A 26283-nucleotide genomic window follows, 5' to 3' on the forward strand; every position below is an offset into this window, starting at 1 on the left:
AGCACAGTGGGGCGAATAAGCGACGCAGTCGATTATTTGACGCACGAAGCTAAGCGCAGAAAGTTAGCTTGAAAAGCACGTTAAAAAGAAGTGCGTTCAAACCGGGTTATATTTCGAGCAAATGGGATGGTGATCATTTTTGGTTAGACACCTTTTACAATTACGGGCCGTTTCACAAGCAGTCGCTTCTAAGTTAAGCAGATAACAAAAACTTAGAAGCGAGGTTTTATGAAATGGACAAGAATACTTATCAACATTGGTCAGAAACAAAATATTTAAAGGATTTGGTGACAAACCCATTAATTGAAGTCGGCGATTATTCTTACTTTTCGGGGTATTATGATCACCAGAATTTTGAGGACGGCTGTGTTCGATATCATTGGGGCGATGATGCCTCACGTGCCTTATTTAATCCACAGGCTGAATTTGGTTGGCAATTGGACCGCCTAATTATTGGCCGTTACGTTTGCATTGCCAGTGGCGTTGTTATTTTGATGGGCGGTAATCATAATCATCATAGTGATTGGATTAGCGCTTACCCGTTCCCAGAACAAATTGCGGCCTCTTATGAGCCCAAGGGCGATACAATCATTGAAGACGGTGCGTGGCTTGGGATGCGCGCGTTAATTATGCCTGGCGTTCATATTGGGCAGGGCGCGATTATCGCTGCCGGCGCGGTGGTGGTTAAGGATGTGCCGGCGTACGCTGTCGTTGGTGGTAATCCAGCACGGGTTTTAAAATCACGGTTTACACCAGCTGACATTGAAATCCTGCAAGCAATTGATTGGTACCACTGGCCAATTGAAAAAGTTCAAGCAGCCCAATCAATATTAGCGAGTCATTCAGTCGCTGATTTACAACAATTTCACGAGAATTATTGATAGCAATCTTTGCAAAGGTCACACTCATCATTTGGGTGTGGCCTTTTATCAGTCTTTGGTCCCATTTTCATTAAATCCGTGAAAATTACAGTTCAATTCTTGACTTTATTTGACGTTCTTGCTATATTAATACTTGTAATTAGCACTCGTAATAATCAAGTGCTAAAAAGAGGTGATAACATGCTGACCGAAAGACAATTAATGATTTTGAAAGAAATTATTCGTCTTTTTACCGAGAGTGGTCAGCCGGTGGGTTCTAAGAAGCTAATGTCTGAATTACCAATGCACGTTAGTTCCGCGACAATCCGAAATGATATGGCTGATCTTGAGAATGTCGGTTTAATAGAGAAGACGCATTCGTCTTCTGGACGGGTTCCTTCTATGAAGGGCTATCGTTACTATTTAGATCATCTCATTCAGCCCGCTGTCTTAAATCCAATGGATGTTGCGACTGTGCAACAATCATTTGGACGCCATTATCATAAGATTGACGAGATTGTTTCACAATCTGCTAATATTCTTTCAAACCTAACGAGCTATACAGCGATTACGTTAGGGCCGGAGATGGCAGAGATTCGGTTGACAGGTTTCCGACTTGTACCACTTGGTAACCACCAGGTAATGGCGATTATCGTGACAAGTGCCGGAACGGTTGATAATCAGGTTTTCACAATTCCAAACGCGATTTCAGGTGATGAACTTGAAAAAGCGATTCGAGTCGTGAATGATCATCTAATCGGATTACCGTTGACCGTTGTCAGTCAGAAGTTGAAAACAGAGGTGCCTGCGTTATTAATGCAATACATGGGCTCACCGGGTGGCTTTTTAAACATCTTCGATGATGTCTTAAAACAAGCTTCACAGGAACGTTTATATGTGGGGGGCCAATCGAACTTATTAAACTTCTCGGAATTGACGGATGTGTCACAGTTGAAGTCAATCTACAACATCATTAATCAATCGGACGATCTAGCTAAGTTGCTAGAGTTATCACCGGGTGAGGCCAATAGCCAAGTTCAGGTTCGTTTGGGCGATGAAATGACCAATGATTTATTGAAGAATTACAGTTTAATGACTGTTAATTATGATGTTGGTGAACACGGCCAAGGATTGATTGCTTTATTAGGTCCCACTAGCATGCCATATTCGCGCATGATCGGGTTACTCGATTTATTCCGCGAAGAACTAGCGAAGAAATTAATTGATTATTATGCAGATTTTGATGATAATCAATCTTAAAAGGAGCGTGTTTGTTTGACAAAGCAAGAAAAGGCTGAAAACCAAGAAAAGCCAACTGAAGAAACTGTAGAAGAAACGCCTAAAAAAGAAACACCATTTGAACCAGTTATGGAAGCTGATGAAGTTGAAGAAACAACTGAAGCACAAGCACCTGTTGAAGAAGCAGATGATAAATTAGCTGAACTTCAAAAGAAATATGACGCTATGGAAGATAGTTTCTTACGGTCACAAGCTGAAATTAAGAACATCCAAATGCGCAATCAAAAAGAACAAGCTAACTTGTTAAAATATGATGGCCAATCATTAGCCAAAGATGTCTTACCTGTTTTAGATAATCTAGAACGCGCATTGGCAGCTGAAGCAACTGATGAAAGCCTTAAAAAGGGTGTTCAAATGACATATGATCATATGAAACATGCTTTAGAAGATCATGGTGTTAAAGAAATTGAGGCGCAAGGTCAAGCCTTTGATCCGACCATTCACCAAGCCGTTCAAACGATTGCGGTTGATGGTGATCAAAAAGCTGACACCGTGGTTCAAGTCTTCCAAAAAGGCTATTATTTGAAGGACCGCGTTTTACGACCAGCAATGGTTGTAGTTGCACAATAATAAAATTTAAAAAATTAAAAAAAGAGGGTATTTTCAATGAGTAAAGTAATCGGTATTGATTTAGGAACAACAAACTCAGCTGTTGCCGTATTAGAAGGCGGACAACCCAAAATTATTACAAATCCAGAAGGCGCTCGTACAACACCATCTGTTGTATCATTCAAAAATGGTGAAATCCAAGTTGGTGAAGTTGCTAAACGTCAAGCAATCACTAACCCAGATACAATCGCATCAATCAAACGTCACATTGGCGAAGCAGGTTACAAAGTAACTGTTGGTGACAAATCATACACACCACAAGAAGTTTCAGCAATGATCTTACAATACATCAAGAAATTCGCTGAAGACTATCTTGGTGAAGAAGTCACAGAAGCTGTTATCACAGTACCTGCTTACTTCAACGATTCACAACGTCAAGCTACTAAAGATGCTGGTAAGATTGCCGGTTTAGATGTTAAACGGATTATCAACGAACCAACAGCTTCAGCTTTAGCTTACGGTTTGGACAAGACAGAAACAGACGAAAAAGTCTTAGTTTATGACCTTGGTGGTGGTACTTTTGACGTTTCTGTTCTTGAATTAGGCGATGGTGTCTTCCAAGTATTATCAACAAATGGTGATACACGTTTAGGTGGGGACGATTTTGATGAAGCTATCATGAACTGGTTAGTTGAAAACTTCAAATCAGACAATGGTATCGACTTATCAAAAGACAAGATGGCTATGCAACGTCTAAAGGATGCTGCTGAAAAAGCTAAGAAAGATTTATCAGGTGTATCAAGCACACAAATCAGCTTGCCATTTATCTCAGCCGGCGAAAATGGTCCTTTACATTTAGAAATGACATTATCACGGACTGAATTCGATCGTTTAACATCAGACTTAGTTGATCGTACAAAAGCACCAGTTATGAATGCTTTGAAAGATGCTGGCTTAGATGCAAACGAAATCGACAAAGTCATCTTAAACGGTGGTTCAACACGGATTCCTGCTGTTCAAGAAGCTGTTAAGAACTGGACAGGCAAAGAACCAGATCACTCAATCAACCCTGACGAAGCCGTTGCACTTGGTGCTGCTGTTCAAGGTGGCGTTATCTCAGGTGACGTTAAAGACGTTGTTTTACTTGATGTTACACCATTATCATTAGGGATTGAAACAATGGGCGGTGTCTTCACGAAGTTAATCGACCGGAATACAACCATTCCTACAAGCAAGGCCCAAACATTCTCAACTGCTGCTGACAACCAACCTGCTGTAGACATCCATGTCTTACAAGGTGAACGTCCAATGGCTGCTGACAACAAGACTTTAGGTCGTTTCCAATTAACAGATATTCCTGCTGCACCTCGTGGTGTGCCACAAATCGAAGTTAAGTTTGATATTGATAAAAATGGTATTGTTAACGTTTCTGCTAAAGATCTTGGCACAAACAAAGAACAAAAAATCACTATCAAGAGTAACTCTGGTTTATCAGACGAAGAAATCGATCGTATGATGAAAGAAGCACAAGAAAACGAAGAAGCAGATACAAAACGTAAAGAAGAAGTTGATTTGAAGAACGATGTTGATCAATTAATCTTCCAAACAGATAAGACTTTGAAAGAACTTGAAGGTAAAGTTTCTGACGAAGAATTACAAAAAGCAAAAGATGCTAAAGAAGAATTAGTTAAAGCACAACAAGAAAACAATCTTGAAGATATGAAGACAAAACGCGATGCGTTAAGTGAAATTGTTCAAGAATTGACAGTTAAGTTATATCAACAAGCCCAAGAAGCACAACAAGCTGCTGGTGGTGCTGAAGGTAACGCAACTGATGCTAAGACTGATGACGGTACTGTTGACGGCGACTTCGAAGAAGTTAAAGACGACAAAGAATAAGAACGTTAAAAAAAGCCAAAACCTAGTATGGTCTAGGGCTTTGGCTTTTTTTAATCAATCAGTTATGCTATTCTTGTTAGGGTAGATTTAACCCGTAAGTAAATGAATGGAGGCCCACAATGGCTGAAAAAAGAGATTATTACGACGTCTTAGGTGTCGGACGCGACGCTTCTGACGATGAGATTAAAAAAGCCTATCGTAAACTTTCTAAAAAATATCATCCAGATATCAATAAAGCACCTGATGCAGAAGCAAAATTTAAAGAAGTAACTGAAGCATACGAAGCATTAAGCGATCCTCAAAAACGAGCAGCCTATGATCAATATGGTCATGCCGGCATGAATGGTGGTTTTGGTGGCGGCGCTGGTGCTGGGCAAGGCTTTGGTGGTTTTGGCGGTGGCGCAGAAGGTTTCGGCGGATTCGACGATATCTTCAGTTCATTTTTCGGTGGCGGGGCTCGTCAACAACCTAATGGCCCACGTCAAGGTTCTGATTTACAATATCGGATGGACTTGAAGTTTGAAGAAGCTATCTTTGGTAAGGAAACGAAGATTTCTTACAGCCGTGAAGCCGAATGTCATACTTGTCACGGTTCAGGTGCTAAGCCTGGCACAAGTGCTGAAACGTGTCATAAATGTCACGGTGCTGGTCAAATCCAAGTGGAACGTCAAACACCACTTGGCCGTATGATGTCACGCGAAACATGTGATGTCTGTGGTGGGACTGGTAAGGAAATTAAGTCAAAATGTGATACTTGTCATGGGACAGGTCGCGAAGAAGAACGTCACACCGTTAAGGTGAAAGTCCCTGCTGGTGTTGAAGATGGCCAACAAATGCGTCTTCAAGGACAAGGTGAAGCCGGTTCAAATGGTGGCCCTTATGGGGATCTATTTATCGTCTTCCGCGTTGCACCTAGTGATGAGTTCGAACGTGATGGCGCTCAAATTTTTGTTGAAGTGCCAATTTCATTCGTCCAAGCCGCTTTAGGGGATGAAATCGAAGTTAACACGGTCCATGGCCCAGTTAAGTTGAAGATTCCTGCTGGCACACAAACGAACACTGTTTTCCGTCTACGTGGTAAGGGTGCGCCTAAACTTCACGGCACAGGCAACGGTGATCAAAAAGTGACAGTCAATGTTGTAACACCAAAGACCTTAAACAGTAAACAACGTGATGCCTTAAAAGCATTTGCGGTGGCTAGTGGTGACTCAGTTAACCCACAAGACAATAACTTGTTCGACAAGATTTTGAATAAAAAACATAAAAAATAAAAGTACATTAAAAAAGCCGTCTACTAATTAGTTTCTTAGTAGACGGCTTTTTTTAATACCTTACATTCTTTGTTGACTATGGTGATAGCTATAACTAAAGTAAATCACCAATCCGATAACGAGCCAGATGACAAAGACAATCCAAGTTGTTATTTGCAGTTGCGTCATTAAGAGGACGCAGAGGATGCATGAGAGGATTGGCACGATAGGATAGAGCGGTACTTTGAAGCCTTGAGGCAACTCATTGTAGTTTGGAATTCTTCTTAAGAAAATCACGCCTAATGAAACAGTTGCAAAGGCAAAGAGGGTACCGATATTAACCAATTCGGCAATTTTATCAAGCGGCACGATGGCGGCCACAACACTGGTAACGACTGCAAAAATCCAAGTATTGGCAACTGGTACGTGTGTTTTAGGATTAATCTTGGCAAAGACGGCCGGTAATAAACCATCACGACTCATTGCGAAGATTAAACGTGTTCCACCGTAAGTCATCACGAGTAAAACGGTTGTCATCCCAGCGACGGCACCTAACGAGATAATGCCGGCCACCCAGTTTTGGTGCATCAATTGTAATGCGAATGCGACCGGATCACCAACATTTAGTTTTGTATAGTGGACAACCCCCACTAATACTGTTGCGACAGCGGCATATAATAATGAAGCAATCAACAATGAAGCGATAATCCCGATTGGCATATCACGTTGGGGGTTAATAACTTCTTCAGAGGCCGTTGAAACAGCGTCGAACCCAATATAAGCGTAAAAGGCCAGGGCGGCACCAGATAAGACACCTGAGGCACCATAAGGGAGGAATGGGTGGAAGTTGGCTGGTTTAACGTAGAAAATGGCAACGCCAAGGAAAATGACGATGACGGCGATTTTAACACCGACCATAATGGTATTAATCCGAGTAGATTCGCGCATACCATTTGAGAGTAAGAAACCGACAATTAAAACGACAATGCCAGCAATCAAGTTAACACCAGCTGGTTTTCCAGGTTCCCACGCTGCCGAAAGCGCAGTTGGTAAATGAAGACCAAAGCCGGCCATTAAATTTTGAAAATAAGCTGACCAACTAACCGCAACCGAAGCAACCGCAAATAGATATTCTGAAACCAGTGCCCAGCCTAAAATCCAAGCGACTAATTCGCCAAAGACGGTGTAGACGTAAGTATAGGCACTACCAGCTAGTGGAATGGTAGAAGCAAATTCAGAATAACAAAGGGCTGCCAATGCACAAACGACGGCTGCTAATAGGTAAGATAACATTGCACCTGGTCCAGCATATTTAGCCGCGATAATCCCGGGTGTGATGAAAATGCCGGCCCCCACAACGGCGCCAACTCCCATTGCAGTTAGGCCAACTGCGGTTAAGTTTCGTTCAAGTAAGCCATTTTTAAATTGACTCGCGTCGATTTTCTTTTTAGCAAATAAAGAATGTTTGGACATAATAGGACTCCTTTGATTAACTATTTAGTTAGTAGTAAATAGTTATTATTGTAAGCTGTGAAGGAGCAAACAGTCAATAGGGATAAGCAATAAAAAAACACCATCCCGTATGAATGAAATGGTGTTTAAGTCACATTAGCTTAGATTAATTCCCAGTGTCTTAAGCCTTCAATAATGCCACCTTCTACGTTGGCTGATGTGATGTATTTAGCTTGGGCCTTAGCTTCTGGAATGCCGTTGCCCATGGCTGTAGGATAATCGACGTAACTAAGCATCGGAATGTCATTGCGACCATCACCAAAAGCATAAGTTGGAATGTCTTCTAATCCTTGAGAAGCAAGTAGTCGCTTAATACCAGTTTGTTTAGAACCGTTCTTTTCAACAGTATCGATTGAATAAGGTGTGTTCCGATAGAATGTTAAATCGTCTGTTGCATAAGCCGCATCATTGTCGTTCGTCAAAATTAACAGCATATAAATTGGATGGTTTAAGTAATATTCTGGATCAACACTTGGTACTGGTGCGTTGACTTCAGCATAAGCATCTTTAGCTGCTTGTGTCACACTGGTAATCCGAATGGCTTGATCATCATAAAAGGCAACTGCTTCGCCAGCATCTTTAGCAATTGTAACCACTTGTTCAATCGTCTTAGTTGGAATAGTACCTTGGTAAACCGGTTGGCCTTCAAATTGAATGTAACTACCGTTTAATGCGATGAATGAGTCAATTCCGGTAATTGCTAATGCCTCTTGAATTTCAAGTGGTGAACGACCGGTAGAAATGATTGGGAGGTAATGGTTGGCGCGTAGTTGTTTAACAGCGATGGCGACTGCTGGGTCCACGCGAGAGTGTTCGTTGTAAAGTGTCCCGTCAAGATCAAAAAATACAAGTCCTTTATAGGTCAAAATAAGTGCCTCCTAATATCATAATAAACTCCATGCTAGCATGGTTTCAGCATGCATGCAAATAAACGTCCTTCCGGTTTACAAGATGGCTAAATTGTTCATGTGTTTGATTAATACTCCCCCGAGTAAAACTGCTATAACTGATAGTGATTGATGATTGTCTGGGCAATTTCACCCAATGAATGATCGCTTTTTAAAGCCTGATATTCCGCTGCGAGGTCAATCTGTTGTTGATTAACTTCGAGATAGAGAATACCAAAGCAATGAAAATCGATTGCAGGTGACGTTCGTTCATAAATCATGAACTTCAAATCTTGAAGAATCTTCAGGTTTTTGAAAAAAAGTGCTTCGTGTTCGATCAAGTTGACCACCTCCTCTAATTCGCTTGGTCATAAAAAAAGGGCCTAACCAATTGGTTAAGCCCTAGCTTACAGGAGATTTAATTTTATAAAAGACTAGTTGAGCGTTAGAAATTAATTTTTGACTTGCGTATAAATCACTTAAATTATAAATTAATTTTAACAAGTGTGTCAAGATTCGTCAATCCAACATGGTAAATTTCATAGCTTCTTCATATTTAATTCATCCGCCATTGGTTAAGATACTGTATAATAAGAATATAATCACACAAAAGAGAAGGAATTCTAATGAAAATATTAATGGTTGAAGATAATAAGTCTGTCTCTGAAATGATGGGCATGTTCTTTCAAAAAGAAGCGTGGGATGCCCATTTTGCGTATGATGGTAATGAAGCAGTTGAACAATTTAGTGCTGATCCTGATAGCTGGGATATTATTACGTTAGATTTGAACTTGCCTGGGATGGACGGGATGCAAGTCGCCCAAAAAATTCGTGAACAATCTAAGGTGGTGCCGATTATTATGTTGACGGCCCGTGATTCAGAGAGTGATCAGGTCCTAGGGCTCGAATTGGGTGCGGATGATTATGTGACGAAACCTTTTAGTCCAATTACATTGATCGCCCGGATTAAGGCGCTCCATCGCCGTGCTGAATTAGTAGACGAACAAGTCGTCGCTGAAGATGGGCAAGCTGAAGAAGTAGATGATTCTGATTACGATGTGCAAACAGATCACTTCAAGATGAGCTCTAAGACGCGCGAGGCCTATTTAATGGACGAACCGATTTTAGATCTTACGCCCAAAGAATTTGATTTATTGAAGACTTTAGCGAAAAATCCGCGCCAAGTTTTCTCACGTGAACAGTTATTAGAACTTGTTTGGGATTATCAATATTTTGGCGATGAACGAACAGTCGATGCCCATATTAAAAAACTCCGTCAAAAGATCGAAAAGGTTGGTCCCCAAGTGATCCAGACGGTCTGGGGTGTTGGCTACAAATTTGATGATTCAGCGGTTAATAAACACTAATGAAACTAATCTATCAGTGGATGCTAGCCTTTTTTGGGGTTATTATGACGACCATCGTGATTGTCGGGATTGCGTTTACGCAGTATTCAACGAAGACGGCCTATAATAATACGTGGGATCAGTTGGAAGGTTACGCATCAGTTATCGAACGTGAAGCGTTCAAACAGGGCTCACAGGCAACGCTATCCAAGCAGTTTATTGACGATAGTCAAGCCATCCTGTCGCAACAACGGGTTAGTTTTAATTTCTTTAATGCGCAAAATGAAATGGTCTACCCAGCGCCTAACTCGAACGTCTCCGTTAAGAAAAAGTATTGGAAGTACTTGAAGAAGGGGCAAGTCCAACGACTCAGTATGAGCAAGGACTCCCGTCAGTTTAATAATGATCAAGATCAACTGGTCGTTTTTAAACCGGTTTTCTATAATGATAAGTTGATTTATGTTATTGGGGTTGGTTCCTCTATCAAAAACGTTAAGTCGGGCTTAGTGACGATGCGCAAGAATTTATTAATTGCCTTCTTACTTTCGACGATTGGTGGCATTTTACTCAGTTACGTCCTAGCGCGCTACCAGATTTATCGGATTAGCCGCTTACGAAATGCAACGCATCTGGTTGCCGAAGGGGATTTTGATGTCCATATCGATAATCCCGGTAAGGATGAACTGGATGATTTGGCGACCGACTTTAACGAAATGGTCCACTCGCTTAATGAATCTGAGGCCGAAATTAAGCGGCAAGAAGATCGTCGTCGTCAGTTTATGGCCGATGCTGCACACGAAATGCGGACACCATTAACGACGGTCAAGGGGCTATTGGAAGGCTTAGCCTACGATGCCATCCCAGAAGAAATGCGAGAAAAGAGTATTTCATTAATGCAAAACGAAACCAATCGCTTAATTCGCTTGGTTAATGAGAACTTGGATTATGAAAAGATTCGAACAAACCAAATTAAATTGAATCAACAAACATTTAATGCGGTAGAAGCGTTGCAAAATATTCAAGAACAACTTCAGAAAAAAGCGGCGGATGCCGGTGATACCATTGTGCTTGAAGCACAAGAAGAAGTGGTTATCTATGCCGACTACGACCGCTTTGTTCAGGTGATGTTTAATATCATGCAAAATGCCATCCAATTTACCAATGACGGTCAGATCACGGTTACTGCAGAAGCTGGGTTCCACGAAACCATTCTGACGGTTAGTGATACTGGGATTGGGATGACCCCTGAACAAGTCAAAAATATTTGGGAACGTTACTATAAGGCTGATCCTTCCCGAAAGAACACAAAATACGGCGAATCTGGCTTGGGCCTAGCAATTGTTCATCAACTTGTCCAATTGCATCATGGGACCATCGAGGTTCAAAGTGAACCGGATCAAGGGACAACCTTTACGTTAACTTTCCCAGATGAAACAGTCACAACGGATGCTAATTAATAACTACGCAAACAAAAAACGCAGCCTATAAGGTTGCGTTTTTTTAGCTTTTAAATAAATAACTGAGTGGTAGCCGGCTGTGTTTCACTAATGATACGACCAGCGTGGATTGATAGCGTAACAGCGGCCCGTTGATTAATTGCATTATAGAAATTATCACTAGCCATTAAGATTAAGTGGGCAGGTTTCCCAACTTCAAGACCGTATTGGTCAGTGACATGCATTGCCCGAGCGCCATTGTGGGTAATGAAACGGTAAGCATTCATGATTTCTGTATAACCCATCATTTGAGTGGCATGTAAACCGGCATGGAGGACGTCTAACATGTTACCATCGCCCATAGGGTACCAAGGGTCTTGGATGTCATCTTCACCAAACGCAACATTCAATCCGTTAGCTGTTAATTCCTTGACCCGTGTGAGGCCGCGGCGTTTGGGATAGGTATCAAAACGGCCACCCAAGAATAAGTTGACCAAGGGGTTAGCGATAAAATTAAGATCGGCCATTTTCAATAAGCGCATTAGCTTATACATGTAGGCATCATTGTAACAGCCCATTGCCGTTGTATGTGAAGCTGTTACCTTATCTTTCATGCCAGTTTCTAAGGCGAGTGTGGCGACTGTTTCGAGGCTTCGTGAATTAGGATCATCAATTTCATCAGTATGCGCATCGAATAATAAATCATATTCTTGCGCTAATTCAAAGGCAAATTTCAAGGATTCGACAGCGTATTCCCGATTGAACTCGAAATGGGGAATTGCACCAATGGCATCCACACCTAGTTGAGCAGCTTTGGTCATTAGCGCCTTACCATTTGGAAAGGAGAGAATCCCTTCTTGTGGGAAGGCAACCAATTGCAATGTCATCCAGTCTTTCACTTCTTCGCGGACCTCAATCAGTGCTTTCAGGGCGACTAATTCAGGATCAGTGACATCAACGTGTGAGCGAACAAATTGGACGCCGTGACTAGCCTGCATTTTCAGGGCTTTGAGGGCTCGTTCTTTAACATCTTGGTGTGTCAGTGTTTTCTTACGCTCGGACCAGATTCGAATGCCATCAAAAAGTGTTCCGGATTCATTCCATTCTGGTTGTCCGGCAGTTAGTGTTGAATCAAGATGAACGTGGGGGTCAACAAACGGTGGGAGCGCTAGTTGTTGTTGACCGTCAATTATTTTTTCATTTTGTTGGGGCTCAAGATGTGATTCAATCGCTGTTATAAGACCGTTTTCAATTCTAATTGATTTTAAAGCTGTCTGGTTCTCGATATGAACGTTTTGAATAAGCATCTGAATCCATCCTCGCTATTTTTTAATAGTGAGTATAACAATACTGGGTTGACTTTGGCAAGTAGGTTTAATACAATGCTTATAAATATAATTCCTTTTAAGTGCAGTCCAGAGAGGCTGACAAAGGAGCGACTATCGGGATTTAATGGCCTCGCTCTGTTTTGGAGTGGGCCTTTTTTGTTTGTGATGGTCGAAGTTGGAGGAGAGAAAATGGCAAAACAACACACGATTCACTCAGTCGCTAAGTCTGAAAGAACGATGGGTGATTGGGATTTATTTGCGACCTGGATAGGTGCCAACGCTAATAATGGGACGTGGTACATCGGCGGGATTATTGCCGCAACTGGTCTTATTCAAGGCTCTACACTGTTGATTGTCATCGGCTGTTTATCCTATGTCTTATTAGCACTTGCTTCTTATATGGGCTATCAAACCGGTGTGGGTGCAATGGGCTTAACGCGTGCTTCATTTGGCGTTAAGGGTTCAGTCTTACCGTCACTCATTAACGTCGTGCAGTTTATCGGTTGGGCAGCCGTTAATACCTATATTGCGGCAACTTCTGTGAGCTTTATTTTGAAAGAAATCATGGGCTGGTCGGGCAATGATGCTGCCACGAATCGTTTGAGCTTGATCGTTGGTATTATCATCATGTCGATCTTGCATCTTATCAGCATTTCGTTAGGTGAAAAATCCGTTCGTTGGATCGAACGGATTGGGATTATACTCGTGATTATCCTAGTGACTTGGGAATCAATTATTGTTTTCAAAATGGTACCGTTCAAAGATTTGGTGGCTTGGCGTCCAGCTGCCAAGTTTCGTCTTGAAGCCGGTCGAGCAATCGATATTTTAGCCGCCTTTAATTTAGCGTGGGTCACAGCAGCAGCTGACTTTAGTCGTTTTGCCAAGCGTAAGAAGGCCGCAACTGTTTATTCATTCCTAGGGGCGAATATCGGCTTATTCTGGTTTGCCTTCATCGGTTTGACGGCAACAATTGCGACCGCGATTACGTTGAATCATTTTGATCCTAATAACGCTGATCCAAGTACGATTGCCGCTAAATTAGGACTCGGCGTTTTAGCCTTGTTGGTGATTGTAATTACCAGTACAACCGCGAATGCTGTTAATTTAATGGCTGCTGGTTCGGCGCTCACTAATATTTTCCCAAAACTTAAGTTAACGCCAGCACTCTGGTGCGTCACTTTGTTGGCAACGGTTGTCACTTTTATTCCAGTTTATGTTGCGTCATTTTTGACGACTTTTGAAACCTTCTTAGACAGTATTGGGATGTTCTTAGGACCAGAGATTGCCATTTTCCTAGTGGATTACTTCTGGATTAGACGCAGACAATATCAAGTTGATGCGCTCAATACGATTGCTGGGCCATACTGGTACACGAAGGGCTATCATCTAACGGCACTATTCAGTTGGGTGATTGGTGTTATCAGTTATTTAATCTTAAATCAATTCGCAATCGTGCACGTCTATACAGGGGCAACCTTTATCGCCATGTTAATCACAGCACTTTTTTATGGCGTAGCCGTTCAATTACAAACTAAAAAAGCGATTTAAATCGTTATGGAAAGCCAGTATAAAAGTCGTTTTATACTGGCTTTTTTATTTTTTACCAGATAGTTCATATATTTTTCACACTTTAGCTTTACACTGTTTCTATAAGGGGGTGAGTTAATGTTTTTCTTAAAATCGATTCCGGCCAATATTCGTTACTATTGGCGGCAGTCGCTAGCGATTTATTTATTGGACTGTTTATTTTTAGGCCTGGCGACAATTATCTTGGGCTTGATTCGGTTAGAACGACATAACTTAACCCAACTCAAGAGTCAGTTAGCTAATTTTACAGCTGAGGAAAAATTCGCAGCGGATCATCCGTTAAAGACATTACTCCATTCTAACCAGACAGTCTTAGAGCGGTATCAAACCGCATATCTATTACTAATTATTATTGGAATCATCACCACAGCAATCATTAGCTGGTTAGCGTTTAAAATTTTGGCGCGTGACATCGAAACCTTTTTTAGTGCCAATTGGACACGAACAAAAGTGACGCTGTATTACGGCTTAACGGCGCTTTGCTTACTATTTTTCGCTATCGTAACGGTCAGTCTGTTGTTGTTAGTTGCTAATCAGCCATTCTGGCGGGGCTTAGAAGCCGTTAATCATTATTGGCATCAACCACTACAAGGAATGCAAAAAGCGCCTAAAACGCTCAATCCACTTTTTAAAAATCATTTAACGGATTTTAGTAGCCATTCTCTTTTGAACCCGACACTGCACAATAGTGTTAAACAAACATTAACCAATCAAATTTTTGACCAATTATGGCAGGCAATCATTAGCTTAGCCGTACCTATTTTGATGATTGGTCGTTTACAGGTTAGCCGGTTTAAGAAAAAATATTTAAGAGGTGAGTCGGTATGTTGAACAAACAACCTTTAGAAGTCGGTCAGATTTATTTCAGTCAACCGGAGTTGTTAAAGACAGTCTTACAACTGCCTAATCAGCCCTTTACGATTGATTATGCGCAACCAAAGATCTTACCGTTCTTATCCGGCTGGGATAATCTATTGCTCCCTAAGGATGCTGATCAGTCAGTCATTAGCAGTTTAATTGATCAATATGTCAAAAAGGTGCGAACGACGTTGGGAAGTGCTTTAAAACCAATCGATCAGTTTTGGATTCAATTTATCCGCGGGTTAGCAAATCGGCAACAGGTCTTTGTTTTAATGCGTTATTTGGATCAACTACCTCCCCGAGATGCGCGGCAGTTATTAAACGATGTCCGCAAGATTGCGGCCGATAATGAATTGATTATCATTTTTACAACAGAACAAGAATCAGTTTTTGAGAGCTTTAAGAAACAAGTATTAACGCATTAAATACAAAAAGTGTCATTCCAAATTCGGAATGGCACTTTTTATTTGGGACTATTCTAATGTTGATTGACTGGATTCCGAGCTACTACTTGACGAGGTAGCTGCACTATCTTTTAGTGCTTTGCTTTTAGGGATTTCAGTTAAACTAGATTGATCATCCGCTAACTCAGGGGCATCTGTTTTAAATAATGGGACTGTTGATTTGCCCTTGTTTTGGGAAAGAATACTTGTTGATTTAGAACCGAGTTTATTTTCGATATCGACCAGTTGTTGATAGCCAGTTTGATAATTATAATCGGCGGGGTCAACTGGTTTGAAGCCGGTTGGCGTGTAAAAGCGCAAGAGGTTCTTTTCATTAACTGAGTCAGAAAGACTAAGTTCGTGATTGACCTGCTTTTGCCATTTGGCAACTTGCTTTTGTAATTTAGTCGTTGGTTGGGTGACTTCAGTACCGTCTTGATTTTGGTAGATGGTGCCATCGAGGACGGTATATTCTGGCGTCACGAAGTTATGATTTCGGAAGGCGACAACTTGATCGTGTTGCTTGGAAAGTAGGTCCGTTCCAAATTGAACGTAATTTTGGCTATTGATCCCTAATAGATGCAACATGGTTGGTAAGGCATCTATTTCGCCACCATATTGGGTTTGAATACCACCTTTTAAACCAGGCATATGAATCATGTAAGGGACTCGTTGTAATTGAGCGTTATCGTTATCGGTCCAAGTATCATAGTCGCGACCTAAAACGCCAGATAAAGCTTTATTATCGGAGTTTGAGAGGCCATAATGATCCCCATATAGCACAATCATCGATTTATCATAGAGACCAGAACTCTTCAAATAATTGAAGAATTCAGCGAGCGATTGATCGAGATAGTGAGCGGTTGCGAAGTAGTTGTTAACAGCGGAATTTTCGGTTGTTGCCCGTGGAAAATCACCATCTGTTTTAGGTAGTGGGAATGGGAAATGGTTGGTAACGGTAATAAATTTAGAATAGAACGGTTGTTGCAATTGTTCTAAATATTTAATTGATTGGCCAAAGAGGAGTTTATCTTTGAGACCGTATTGTAAGACGTTATCAGGACTTGTATTAAAATAGCTAGAATCGAAGAAATAATTGTAACCAAAGTTCTTATAAACGTTATTCCGATTCCAGAACGTCCCGACATTCCCATGGAAAACAGCGCTGGTATAATCGCCATTTTGTTTGAGGATTGAAGGCGCTGCTTGGAAGGTGTTGTCGGAACCAAGCGTTGTAAAGACGGAACCTTGTGGTAAGCCGTATACACCAGTTTCAAGCATGTTTTCGGCATCACTGGTTTTCCCTTGGCCAACTTGGTTGAAGAAGTTAGAGAAGGCCAACGTATTTTGATTATGGTAGAGACTATTTAAAAATGGCGTCACTTCTTGACCTTCAAATTTGAAATCAATTAAGAATTGTTGGAAACTCTCAAGATGAATGACGATCACGTTTTTACCCTTAGCAGCACCGAAATAATCGGCATTAGGCGCGGCGTAGTGTTGCTTAGTGAAGTCTAAGACGGGATCTAAGTCGTAACTTTCAGCTTGGGCCCGCACTTGATTATTCTGGGTAGTTTTAACGGCATCGTAGACCGTAAAGGTGTCGATACCGAGGTATTTAACAATATAGTTCCGATCAAAAGTCCGTGAGAGGATCTGTGGCCGGCTGATTTCACTTAAACCAAGATTAACGCCGAATAATAAAACGGCGAGGGATGTAATACTAAATGCCCACCGTTTAGGGAATTGGCGGTGATCAATCTTGATAACTTTCAATAGGATTAAAACGGCTAAAACGATAATGTCTAGCCAGTAGAGTGCATCGTGCCAGTTCATTAGGGCTAACGAACTCTTACTGAGGCCCGCGGAAACTTTTGAATAACCGAGAATGGTGTTAATTGTCATGTAATCGGTGAATTGCCGGTAATAGATGACATTAAAGTACAAAAGGGCCGTGTTGGCCGTGTAAATCACCAGCCCGGTCCAATAACTGATAATCGGTTGCTTAATGTACAATAAAATCCCCAAGACAAGCAAGGTAGTTGCGAGTGGATTGAAGATTAAAATGGCCATTTGGAGCGGATCGCTAGCTGCGAGGTTGAAATCGGTGAAATAACCAAACAGGGTTTTAACCCAAAATAAAAAGACTAATAGGCTTAAAAAGCCAAGCTTAGAGGCCATAAATTGTTTTATTTTTGTGAGTTTCAAGAAATGTAACATCCTTTCAAAATCAATCTAAAGCGCGTCATTGCCTCATTTTACCGCCCAAATGAAGACAGCGCAAAGTGCATGACATGATTTAAACGGAAACTTAAAGTTTTAAAGTGTGCTGCATGATTTGCGTGTAGGTTGGATTTGATTCATCAGGGTTTAAGACATGTTGGTAGACGGCCGCTAATTCATGGCCAATTGCGGTAATCTGTTTCGATTCAGCGGTTTGATAACCCGCTTCAGTTAAGTCGGGGACGCGTTGTTCAACGATGTCTTGAATCAATCGCTTAAATTGCGTATTATCGGTACCCATGTAACAATTTTGTTGATCTTTGAGCCAGCCGTGGTAGACCGGAATATCGCGCACCAATACTTTTTGGTGACTGGCAAGAGCTTCTAGCACCACAATCCCTTCTGTTTCTTCATAAGAAGGGAAAAAGAATAAATCAGCGTTAGCATAAGCGCCTTCGATAATGTCACCTTTGATATAACCAGGGAAGCGCACATTTTCAGGATGGTCCTTTTTAACAATCAGGCGAATATTGCGCGGAATGCTGTACATCGGCACATCACCAAACCAAATGAAGGTGTATTCGGGTAATTGCTTAGCAATTTCAACAAAATCTAGCAAGCCTTTACGTTGGAAGAATAAACCGACACAAATAATTACCTTTTGATCTGGTTTCAAGTTGAAATAAGCTCTAAAAGCTTGTTCTTTATCCGGCGTTGCTTGATACTTAACAAGATCAATGCCGTTAGAAATGGGTGCAATTGGCACCTGGAGACCATACCCTTGTAAAAGTGCCTTGGAATATAGGGTGGGGGTGATGAGATGGTCTGCCTTTGAGTAGAGACTGATTAGGCGGTGTTTGACAAATGGGGCCAGTTGATTGGAACCGACAAAGGAATTACGGAAATCCTCTTCGGTTGAGTGCGCATGATAGATCACCTTTTTACCAGCTTGACGCGCTTTTTTAATCATCCGGCGGCTATTTAAACCGTATGTGTTAATATGTAAGATATCATAATCAGTATCGTTGGGATCGAGTGTGTAATCGATGCCCATGGCAGTTAGCGCACGTTTTTGATGGTCTAGTGCGCGGCCAATACCTGATTTAGCGAGTAGTTTTTCACTTTCAAAGTACAATAAAACTTTCATTAAATGGCTCCTTGTGACACGTTATATTGGTAACTAATCACACCATTATAGCATAGCTCGTTAAATCTCTCCTCCAACGCTAGGCGTATCTTGATTAGAAGTTTAAGATTCACTTTAGTTAGTGGGGTGTCATGTGTCATTTAGTCGTCAAAGTGTATATAATGGACACATGACGTAATAGCTTAAATCAATCGGATAAGTGGGGTTATCATTTGTTATTTTTAGGTGGTCTTTATGACAACATCATTCTCCCTTGGGGGACAAAATATAATCATCTGCCTTTAATTAAATTAACGGTAGAGAGTTTGGATAAGACAATTTTGTATTGTTTTATTTTTATCGGACTACGCCTATTGTACCTAGGCCTTAAAAAACGTCGGATTCAATTTAAGTATGAATTGAAACTTTTTATATTTGTCTTCTATCTATGTCTACTATTATCGTTAACGGTTTTACGCCATATTTACTATCCTTGGCAAATGCACCTATACGTCAACCGATCTTTAACGCAAATTAATTTAACGCCGTTTGTTGAAACGTTTAAATTACGAAATGCGCCGGCACAACTAGATTACTGGTATAACTTCTATGGTAATATTCTGTGGTTTATGCCGTTTGGGTGGTTGCGCGGGTCATTAACGGACCGAAAAGGGACCTGGCTATTAACGATTATCGAAGGGGCGTTATTTTCATTTGGAATTGAAACCGCCCAGTTTATTTTAGGAACAGGGATGGCCGATATTGATGATTTAATCTTCAATACACTTGGGACGATTATTGGGGTGAGTTTATACAAAGGCTATCGAATTGCAAAACATTAAATTGAGGGTATTAAAGGCAAATGATAGGCCTTTGATACCTTTTTAATTGCGTCAGAACAATAGGTTAATGGGTTTACTAAAAAAGGTTAGCGGGTTTACTAAAAAAAAGTAAAAAAAATTCAACCTATACGCAAAAAAATGGTAACCGTTAACATGGTTGGTATAGTCGTTTTTTCATAAACAGACCATTTTGGAAGGCGCTTAATGGTGCCGTTTTCCCTCTAGAAATCGATTGTGTTTGTCTGTATAATGGATTCTTGTACTTTAGAGAAGAAGAGGAATTTAAAAATGGCTATTTTAATTGCATTAATCCCAGCACTTGCTTGGGGTAGTATCGGATTGGTAAGTGGTAAATTAGGTGGTAACGCTTATCAACAAACTTTTGGGATGACAATTGGTGCGTTAGTTTTTGGAATCGGTACCTTTTTAGTTATTCAACCTAAAATCGATTTATTCATCATGGTAATCGGTGTCATTTCCGGATTATTCTGGAGCATTGGTCAAGGACAACAATTCCAATCAATGCAAGCGATGGGTGTTTCAAAAACCGTCCCATTATCAACAGGGATGCAATTGATTGTAAACACTTTAGCGGGCGCCTTGTTATTCCACGAATGGAAAACAACTCATGATTATATCTTCGGGATTACAGCATTAGTGATTTTAATCGCTGGTGCAACGTTAACATCAATGAAAGATCCTAAGAGTAGCTTAGCTGCTAAAGAAGATACACAATTTGCACGTGGCTTCCGGGCCTTGATCCTTTCAACAATCGGTTATGGTGGTTACACAATCATTGTTAACTGGTCAGGAATTAGTGCAACCACAATCGTCTTACCGCAAGCGATTGGGATGTTTATCGGCGCTGCCATCTTTGCTGGCGTTGGTATTGGTAAAGCAGTCTTTGATAAGAAAACAGGTTTGAACATTGTCACTGGTCTATTGTGGGGCTTAGGAAACTTGTTCATGTTGATTTCAATGTCAGATATCGGTCTTGCCATCAGTTATTCACTTTCACAATGTGGGATTATCATTTCAACAATTGGTAGTATCTACCTCTTGGGTGAACGTAAAACGAAAAAAGAAATGGTGTATGTCACACTTGGCTGTTTATTAGTCATTGTTGGTGGCGTGACACTTGGAATGATGAAATAATCTTAATATTAATCAAAAAGCAGACTGATACCTTAATGACGGGTAGTAGTCTGCTTTTTTATTTGCTAAATGTGTCATCAAATCGGCATAGTTGTTTGATGGTGTTTTGGCTAATTAGCATGCTATGCTTAGAGAGGGTTTCAAATAAGAGAGGGTTGAAAATTGATGCAAACAAAACATAAGCAGGCAATCAGCTATTATGGACTCAGTTTCGGGTTGCCATTAGTATTGGTCTTAATCGGTTTTGCAATTATGGGATTAGTGCCTTTTGGTAATCACAATTTATTGTTTAGCGATTTAGGAACCCAGTACATGCCCTTTTTAGCTGAATTTAAGCGACAAGTGGCGCACCTTAACTTTAGTGCCTACTCGTTTTCATTATCATTAGGGGGTAATTTAGTTCCGCTGGCAGCTTATTATCTAATTAGTCCGTTTAACCTGCTGCTACTGCTAGGCTCAAATAGTCAGTTACCAGTTATCGTGAGTTATGTTATTGCACTTAAGATTTGTACGATGGGCGTGACAATGAGTTATTTTTTGAGAACACGAACAACGACGTATCATTATACCGCGCTCATTTTTTCAACGGCTTATAGTTTGTGCGGTTTTGTGGCAATGAATTTTTATAATTTGATGTGGTTAGACGCTTTAATCCTAGTGCCACTGATTGTCATCGGCCTTGAACGCTTATTTTCAGTTAAAAAGCCGACATTTTACATTGTGACGTTGACGGTTTCAATTTTAACCAATTATTATTTGGGTTACATGACATGCTTATTTGCCGTTTTATATATGATTAGTCTTGTGATTAAGCAACGGCAACCACAGCAAAAATGGGGCCACTTATTACGGCAACAAGCACAAGTCATCTGGCAGTTTATGTGGTCATCATTGATTGTCGGCGGATTAAGTGCGGCTATCTTACTACCAGCGTTACTGGGCATGTTGAAGACAGGTAAAAAGACGATTGCGATGACTAGCTTTTACCCCACACCGCAATTTGGGTGGGAAGTGCTGACCCAATTTCAGGTGGGCGCTAGTCGCTATACGCAACGATTAACACATGAACCAACACTCTTTGTGGGCACATTGGCGTTATTATTTGCTGTTTTATACTTTATGCTGCCGCAAATTAGAAAACAGGCGAAGTATGCTAATGGCTTTTTAGTGATTAGTTTAGCGCTTAGTTTTTGGGTAACAACTTTTAATACAGTTTGGCATATGTTCCAGCAACCAGAAGGTTTTCCCTATCGAAATGCTTACTTATTCTCGTTTGTCTTAATTAAGATTGCTTATGAGGCAAGTTTAGTACGGGGACAAAATAAAAAGGCTAAGGGTTGGACCATTGTACTAGTTGGTATCTTATTAGTGATTGGCCAATTAAAATTACACGGTAGTCAATATCCACAGATTGCGCAACAGCCTTGGTGGTTGTTAATTGGCTACACAATATTTCTCGGGTTATTATTTTATTATTGGGGGCAAACTAACCGTCGCTATCAAAAATTATTAATGACGGGTGTCGTTCTGATCTCTTTTGGCGAGTTAGTTACTAATTTTCAATTAATGACGCATAAAATACCATTGGGTTATCAAAAACAATATGCGCAACAATATCAACGTCAAGCTGCGCTGTATGAACAACTCAGTGAAAAGGATAATGATTTTTACCGTGTCAATAATCAGTCAATTTTATTAAAATCGGCATATCACGAACCTTATTATGGTTACAATGATGCGTTATTATTTGGGCAATATACGTTGAATAATTATTCGTCAACTTTGGATGAACAAATGCGTAGTATGTTAGTGGACCTCGGTTTTTACAGTAAGAACGTCCGGCGAATCAATGGTGTTGGTCATACGGCGATTACGGATTTATTATTTGCCAATCGCTATGATTTACAACAGAAAAACCAGCAAACGGTTATTCAACGACACCAAACGCTTGGTTTGGGCTTTGCGGTTAATCCGCAATTAGCACATGTTACTTTGAAAAAGCATCGCCCATTTGACAACCAAAATCGATTGTTGCAAGCAATGGTGAACACTGATCAGCCTTTTTACACTATTCATCGCATTCAAACAGTTCGCCAGGAGGTTAAAACGCGTCGTTATCGCTATACGTTATCAATTCCAAGAGACACTGTGGGTCCAACCTATTTATATTTACCACATCAAAATCTAACACATATTAAATTATTCGTTAATGGCCGTAAAAAGAAAACGCCGATTAGAGTGAACAGCGCAGCAATTGTGCCACTTGAGGACTCACATAAGGGACAGCCACTGCGTTTGACGGTGATTAGTCCTAAACGACAGAACATTAATCATTTTCAAGTTGCAACGCTTAATCAGGCACGGTTCGATCAGGCTGTTCAACAGCTGAAACGGCAAAAGTTAACGACGACTGCTTTGTGGGAAAATAATGGACATGTGACGGGTAAAATTAAAACGACTGCCGCTAATCAATTACTATATCTCAGTATACCGTATGATACAGGGTGGCAAGCTAAGGTCAATGGTCAAACGATTAAACCTAAAAAGGTAATGGCTAATATGCTAGCTGTGCCATTAAAGCGGGGTGCCAATCAGATACAGTTACGGTATCGGGCACCCGGATTAATGCTAGGTCAATTCATTAGTTTAGGAACGCTCTTAATTTGGTTAATAATAGTGGGGAGGGTGCGCTGGCGCGCCAGGTCCTAAACAGCGAATGTGAACAAGTACACTATCTTTGACAGAATGATTGCCAACGTTATATGATTATACTAACAATAAGATTTAAAGTATAGTCAAGGAGGCGATTAGGATGTTACAACCAACAATTCAGTTATCAGCACAAGCTTATATCATCCAATGGAATCGATTTTTAGAACGGTTTATTGTCTTTGAAACAGTTTTTAGCGAATACGCTCAAACGAGTAAGAATATTATGCGCGGTAAAGGCTTGGTCGATGAAAATTTACAGTTACTTAATCGCTATTCTAAACAGAATCTGACGGTGCTTGACCGGTTTGTCGACCAAATTGCGCGTATTCAACCACCGGCAGAATTTGGCGCGTTACATGAACAATTACAGCAGGTTATTAACCATTATGTCACTGCGGCAAAGGACTTTGTCAATGCGATGCGGTTGACTGAGGAATCAGAACTGGAACAACAATTAAACCAATGTCGAACGATTCAAAAGCAGCAACGACTAAAATTAAATCAACTCTTAAATAGCATTGGTGCACTAAACAGTTAGTGGCGTCATCAAAAAGGAGGGACCAATGGTAAAATCGGTCCCTCCTTTTATATTACGATTGTTCTAAATTGATTGGCGGCGGGCGTGTTCAATGAATTTAAATTTATCAGCCCGATGAATGGATTCGGTAAATTGAATTAGGGTATTGTCCTGTAAGTGAGTAATGCCTTTAACACTGACTACAGCACTATTAGGCGCTAGTTTTAAAATGGCACATTGTTCCTCAGTTGCAGGGACGACGGTGAATTCCTTATTCCCATAGCCGATGGTCAGGCCTAATTCTTGTTCAAAGTAGTGATAAAGCGAATCTTGGGCGATTGTCCGCGAGATTTCTGGGACAACGCTGGTTAGAACGTAATCGTTGTCGATAACAATTGGTTCACCCTCAACGGTCCGCAACCGTTGAATATAGGTTGCGGGTAGGATCTCGGTAGGGTCTAAATGAAAAGGCGCTTGTGGGACGGTTGTTTTTTGGAGTTGTAAGACCGTCGTTTGCGTGTGCATTTCAAAGAGGCTATCGAGTTCACGGTAACTGGTTAAGCCAGAAATTGGGAAGGCGTATTTATCGAAATCGAGGACTAAAGAACCTTTCCCCTTGATTTTGTGGATGAAGCCGTTTTCTAAAAGACTAGCAAGGGCTTTACGGACGGTTTCGCGCGAAGTGCCATAAGCTGTTGCGAGTTCGTTCTCACTTGGTAAAAATGAATTGGCTGGGTAAACTTGATTCGTAATTTTATGGACCAATTCGCGGTAGATTGTTTCGTATTTTTTCGACATAAACTAAACCTCAATCGTTTGATTAGTTCCATCATATAAATTAATGACTAAAGTTGCAAGAGGCATTTGAAAACGGTTAAAAAAAGTTCATTGACAACTTGTCTATACATGTTGTATGATGAATTCATAAATAGAAAGCGCTTTTACAAAAAGAAATTAAGGGAGGATTTAATATGGCACAAAAAGATTATTCACAACTCGCGAAAGCAATCGTTGCCGGTGTCGGGGGCAAAGAGAATATTGATAGTTTGATTCACTGTATTACACGGCTTCGGTTTTATTTAAAAGATGAATCAAAAGCACAAACAGAAACGATCAAAGCTTTGGATGGCGTTATTAATGTGCAAAAAGCATCTGGGCAATATCAAGTTGTGATCGGTAATCAGGTCACAGCCGTTTATGACGCTGTGATTGCTGAAATTGGTGAAGACTTTGCCGATGAAGATGAAACAGCTAAAGTGGTGGCAACTACTAAACGAAAACAAAACCTAACACCATGGGGACGTGTGAAAGACGCTTTTAGTGAACTGATCGGTGTTATCACTGGTGCGATGAGTCCCATCGTTGGCATTTTGGCCGCCGGCGGGATTTTAAAAGGTGTATTGGCAATGTTAACGATGCCGCAATTAGGCGCGGTAGTCAGTCAAAAGAGTGAATTTTACATCATTTTAAGTGCGATGGGCGATTCTGTCTTTTACTTCTTACCAATGTTAGTTGGGTTTACAGCCGCTAAGAAATTAAAAGGCGATCCAGTCTTAACAGCGGTTATCGGGGGCGTTTTAGTCCATCCCTCATTAGTCGCTTTAAACGGTAAATCACTTCTTGAGATTGGTTCGTTAAACTTCCCAATGGTGAACTATACGTACTCAATTTTCCCAATGATTTTAGCAGCATGGTTGGTCGCTAGATTAACAAAATGGGTTAAGAATTGGTTACCAGGCTACTTACAAATTATCTTTACACCACTAATTGTAATCGCCGTTGTTGCAGCCATTACACTTTATATTACAGGTCCAGCTATTATTTGGTTATCAAACGGCTTAGCATTTGGGATTCAATTCTTACTCTTAAAGAGTGGTTGGTTATCCGGTCTATTAATCGGCGGCTTCTATCAAGTGCTCGTTATCTTCGGTCTTCATTGGGGGATTTTACCGATCATTGCCAACGACGTGGCCACTTCGGGACACAGTTATTTAAACGCTATTTTAAGCACAACAATGGTTGCCCAAGGGGCTGCTGTATTAGCAGTTGCGATTAAAACTCGGAAAACAGCTTTAAAAGAATTATCATTTGCTGGTGCAATTTCAGCTTTCTGTGGGGTAACAGAACCCGCTATTTACGGGATTAACTTGAAATACAAACGGGTTTTCATCTCTGGCTTAATCGGTTCAGCAGCTGGTGGTTTTGTCAGCGGCTTATTACATGGTAATATGTTTGGTTTTGCCGGTTCATGGATTGGGTTTGCATCATTCTTGGATCCAAAACACCCAGCAGATTTATCAAACCTCTGGATTTTCATTGCTGCTTCAGCGGTTGCAACAATTGTGCCATTCATCGTCACTTATGTTTGGGGTTATAACGACCAAATGCAAGAAGGGCAAGGAATGGCTAAACCACAAAAACCAGGTACGACTAAAAAAGTAACGGCATAGG

The 26283-nt window shown here is 40.8% G+C and carries 22 protein-coding genes; 15 read left to right on the forward strand and 7 right to left on the reverse strand.

The window, feature by feature from the left end; genetic code table 11:
* The first annotated feature begins 233 nt into the window (after positions 1 to 233).
* From ACPBEH_RS00335 to dnaJ, 5 genes are all read left to right on the forward strand, one after another.
* Positions 234 to 881, forward strand: a complete 648-nt coding sequence (locus ACPBEH_RS00335; RefSeq protein ID WP_424349307.1) for a CatB-related O-acetyltransferase — start codon at positions 234 to 236, stop codon at positions 879 to 881.
* Between the two features lie 180 nt (positions 882 to 1061).
* Complete coding sequence (gene hrcA, locus ACPBEH_RS00340) at positions 1062 to 2120, forward strand: heat-inducible transcriptional repressor HrcA (RefSeq protein WP_025016350.1); 1059 nt, start codon at positions 1062 to 1064, stop codon at positions 2118 to 2120.
* A 15-nt stretch (positions 2121 to 2135) separates the two neighbouring features.
* Positions 2136 to 2729, forward strand: a complete 594-nt coding sequence (grpE, locus tag ACPBEH_RS00345) for a nucleotide exchange factor GrpE (protein ID WP_424349308.1) — start codon at positions 2136 to 2138, stop codon at positions 2727 to 2729.
* Positions 2730 to 2765: 36 nt separating this feature from the next.
* Positions 2766 to 4607, forward strand: a complete 1842-nt coding sequence (gene dnaK / locus ACPBEH_RS00350) for a molecular chaperone DnaK (RefSeq protein WP_016265325.1) — start codon at positions 2766 to 2768, stop codon at positions 4605 to 4607.
* 119 nt (positions 4608 to 4726) lie between these two features.
* On the forward strand, positions 4727 to 5878 hold the full coding sequence (dnaJ, locus tag ACPBEH_RS00355; protein ID WP_424349309.1) for a molecular chaperone DnaJ: 1152 nt from the start codon (positions 4727 to 4729) through the stop codon (positions 5876 to 5878).
* 60 nt (positions 5879 to 5938) lie between these two features.
* Here the strand turns inward: dnaJ and ACPBEH_RS00360 are convergent, their stop codons facing one another.
* From ACPBEH_RS00360 to ACPBEH_RS00370, 3 genes are all read right to left on the reverse strand, one after another.
* Complete coding sequence (locus ACPBEH_RS00360; RefSeq protein ID WP_424349310.1) at positions 5939 to 7330, reverse strand: amino acid permease; 1392 nt, start codon at positions 7328 to 7330, stop codon at positions 5939 to 5941.
* Positions 7331 to 7470: 140 nt separating this feature from the next.
* On the reverse strand, positions 7471 to 8235 hold the full coding sequence (locus tag ACPBEH_RS00365; protein ID WP_424349311.1) for a Cof-type HAD-IIB family hydrolase: 765 nt from the start codon (positions 8233 to 8235) through the stop codon (positions 7471 to 7473).
* 134 nt (positions 8236 to 8369) lie between these two features.
* On the reverse strand, positions 8370 to 8597 hold the full coding sequence (locus tag ACPBEH_RS00370) for a hypothetical protein (protein ID WP_011374914.1): 228 nt from the start codon (positions 8595 to 8597) through the stop codon (positions 8370 to 8372).
* Positions 8598 to 8882: 285 nt separating this feature from the next.
* On the opposite strand from ACPBEH_RS00370, the gene ACPBEH_RS00375 reads away from it, so the two are divergent.
* Complete coding sequence (locus ACPBEH_RS00375; protein ID WP_424349312.1) at positions 8883 to 9623, forward strand: winged helix-turn-helix domain-containing protein; 741 nt, start codon at positions 8883 to 8885, stop codon at positions 9621 to 9623.
* Positions 9623 to 11059: an ATP-binding protein gene (locus tag ACPBEH_RS00380; RefSeq protein WP_424349313.1), complete on the forward strand. Its 1437-nt coding sequence runs from the start codon at positions 9623 to 9625 to the stop codon at positions 11057 to 11059. The genes ACPBEH_RS00375 and ACPBEH_RS00380 overlap by 1 nt, the downstream gene beginning before the upstream one ends.
* A gap of 50 nt (positions 11060 to 11109) precedes the next feature.
* On the opposite strand, the gene codA is transcribed toward ACPBEH_RS00380, so the two are convergent.
* Positions 11110 to 12345, reverse strand: coding sequence for a cytosine deaminase (codA, locus tag ACPBEH_RS00385; RefSeq protein WP_424349314.1), 1236 nt, complete (start codon positions 12343 to 12345; stop codon positions 11110 to 11112).
* 210 nt (positions 12346 to 12555) lie between these two features.
* On the opposite strand from codA, the gene ACPBEH_RS00390 reads away from it, so the two are divergent.
* From ACPBEH_RS00390 to ACPBEH_RS00400, 3 genes are all read left to right on the forward strand, one after another.
* A complete protein-coding gene (locus tag ACPBEH_RS00390; protein WP_424349315.1) occupies positions 12556 to 13914 on the forward strand; it encodes a cytosine permease in 1359 nt (452 codons plus the stop codon).
* Between the two features lie 117 nt (positions 13915 to 14031).
* The gene (locus ACPBEH_RS00395; protein WP_424349316.1) at positions 14032 to 14784 is read left to right on the forward strand and encodes a hypothetical protein; all 753 of its coding nucleotides are present in this window, start codon (positions 14032 to 14034) and stop codon (positions 14782 to 14784) included.
* Positions 14778 to 15239, forward strand: coding sequence for a hypothetical protein (locus tag ACPBEH_RS00400; protein WP_424349317.1), 462 nt, complete (start codon positions 14778 to 14780; stop codon positions 15237 to 15239). Before ACPBEH_RS00395 ends, ACPBEH_RS00400 begins: the two co-directional genes overlap by 7 nt.
* A 48-nt stretch (positions 15240 to 15287) precedes the next feature.
* On the opposite strand, the gene ACPBEH_RS00405 is transcribed toward ACPBEH_RS00400, so the two are convergent.
* Positions 15288 to 17477, reverse strand: coding sequence for an LTA synthase family protein (locus ACPBEH_RS00405; protein WP_424349318.1), 2190 nt, complete (start codon positions 17475 to 17477; stop codon positions 15288 to 15290).
* A 91-nt stretch (positions 17478 to 17568) separates the two neighbouring features.
* Positions 17569 to 18627, reverse strand: coding sequence for a glycosyltransferase (locus ACPBEH_RS00410; protein ID WP_424349319.1), 1059 nt, complete (start codon positions 18625 to 18627; stop codon positions 17569 to 17571).
* 212 nt (positions 18628 to 18839) lie between these two features.
* Between ACPBEH_RS00410 and ACPBEH_RS00415 the strand changes: the two genes are divergently transcribed.
* The 4 genes from ACPBEH_RS00415 to ACPBEH_RS00430 all read left to right on the forward strand — a co-directional run bounded on the left by ACPBEH_RS00415 (position 18840) and on the right by ACPBEH_RS00430 (position 23853).
* Positions 18840 to 19448 carry a VanZ family protein gene (locus ACPBEH_RS00415; protein WP_424349320.1) on the forward strand — a complete coding sequence of 203 codons (609 nt, stop codon included), beginning with the start codon at positions 18840 to 18842 and terminating at the stop codon, positions 19446 to 19448.
* 288 nt (positions 19449 to 19736) lie between these two features.
* Positions 19737 to 20603, forward strand: coding sequence for a GRP family sugar transporter (locus ACPBEH_RS00420; RefSeq protein WP_011374902.1), 867 nt, complete (start codon positions 19737 to 19739; stop codon positions 20601 to 20603).
* A gap of 165 nt (positions 20604 to 20768) precedes the next feature.
* Positions 20769 to 23312: a YfhO family protein gene (locus tag ACPBEH_RS00425; RefSeq protein ID WP_424349321.1), complete on the forward strand. Its 2544-nt coding sequence runs from the start codon at positions 20769 to 20771 to the stop codon at positions 23310 to 23312.
* A gap of 103 nt (positions 23313 to 23415) precedes the next feature.
* Positions 23416 to 23853, forward strand: a complete 438-nt coding sequence (locus tag ACPBEH_RS00430) for a hypothetical protein (RefSeq protein WP_424349322.1) — start codon at positions 23416 to 23418, stop codon at positions 23851 to 23853.
* Between the two features lie 63 nt (positions 23854 to 23916).
* On the opposite strand, the gene treR is transcribed toward ACPBEH_RS00430, so the two are convergent.
* Positions 23917 to 24630 (reverse strand): trehalose operon repressor, encoded by a 714-nt coding sequence (gene treR / locus ACPBEH_RS00435; protein WP_424349323.1) that lies wholly within the window; start codon positions 24628 to 24630, stop codon positions 23917 to 23919.
* 173 nt (positions 24631 to 24803) lie between these two features.
* On the opposite strand from treR, the gene ACPBEH_RS00440 reads away from it, so the two are divergent.
* Positions 24804 to 26282 carry a PTS transporter subunit EIIC gene (locus ACPBEH_RS00440; RefSeq protein WP_424349324.1) on the forward strand — a complete coding sequence of 493 codons (1479 nt, stop codon included), beginning with the start codon at positions 24804 to 24806 and terminating at the stop codon, positions 26280 to 26282.
* The last annotated feature ends 1 nt before the right edge of the window (position 26283 follow it).

Origin of the sequence: Latilactobacillus parasakei (assembly GCF_049674265.1) — a bacterium.
In the GTDB taxonomy this organism is placed as follows: domain Bacteria; phylum Bacillota; class Bacilli; order Lactobacillales; family Lactobacillaceae; genus Latilactobacillus; species Latilactobacillus sakei.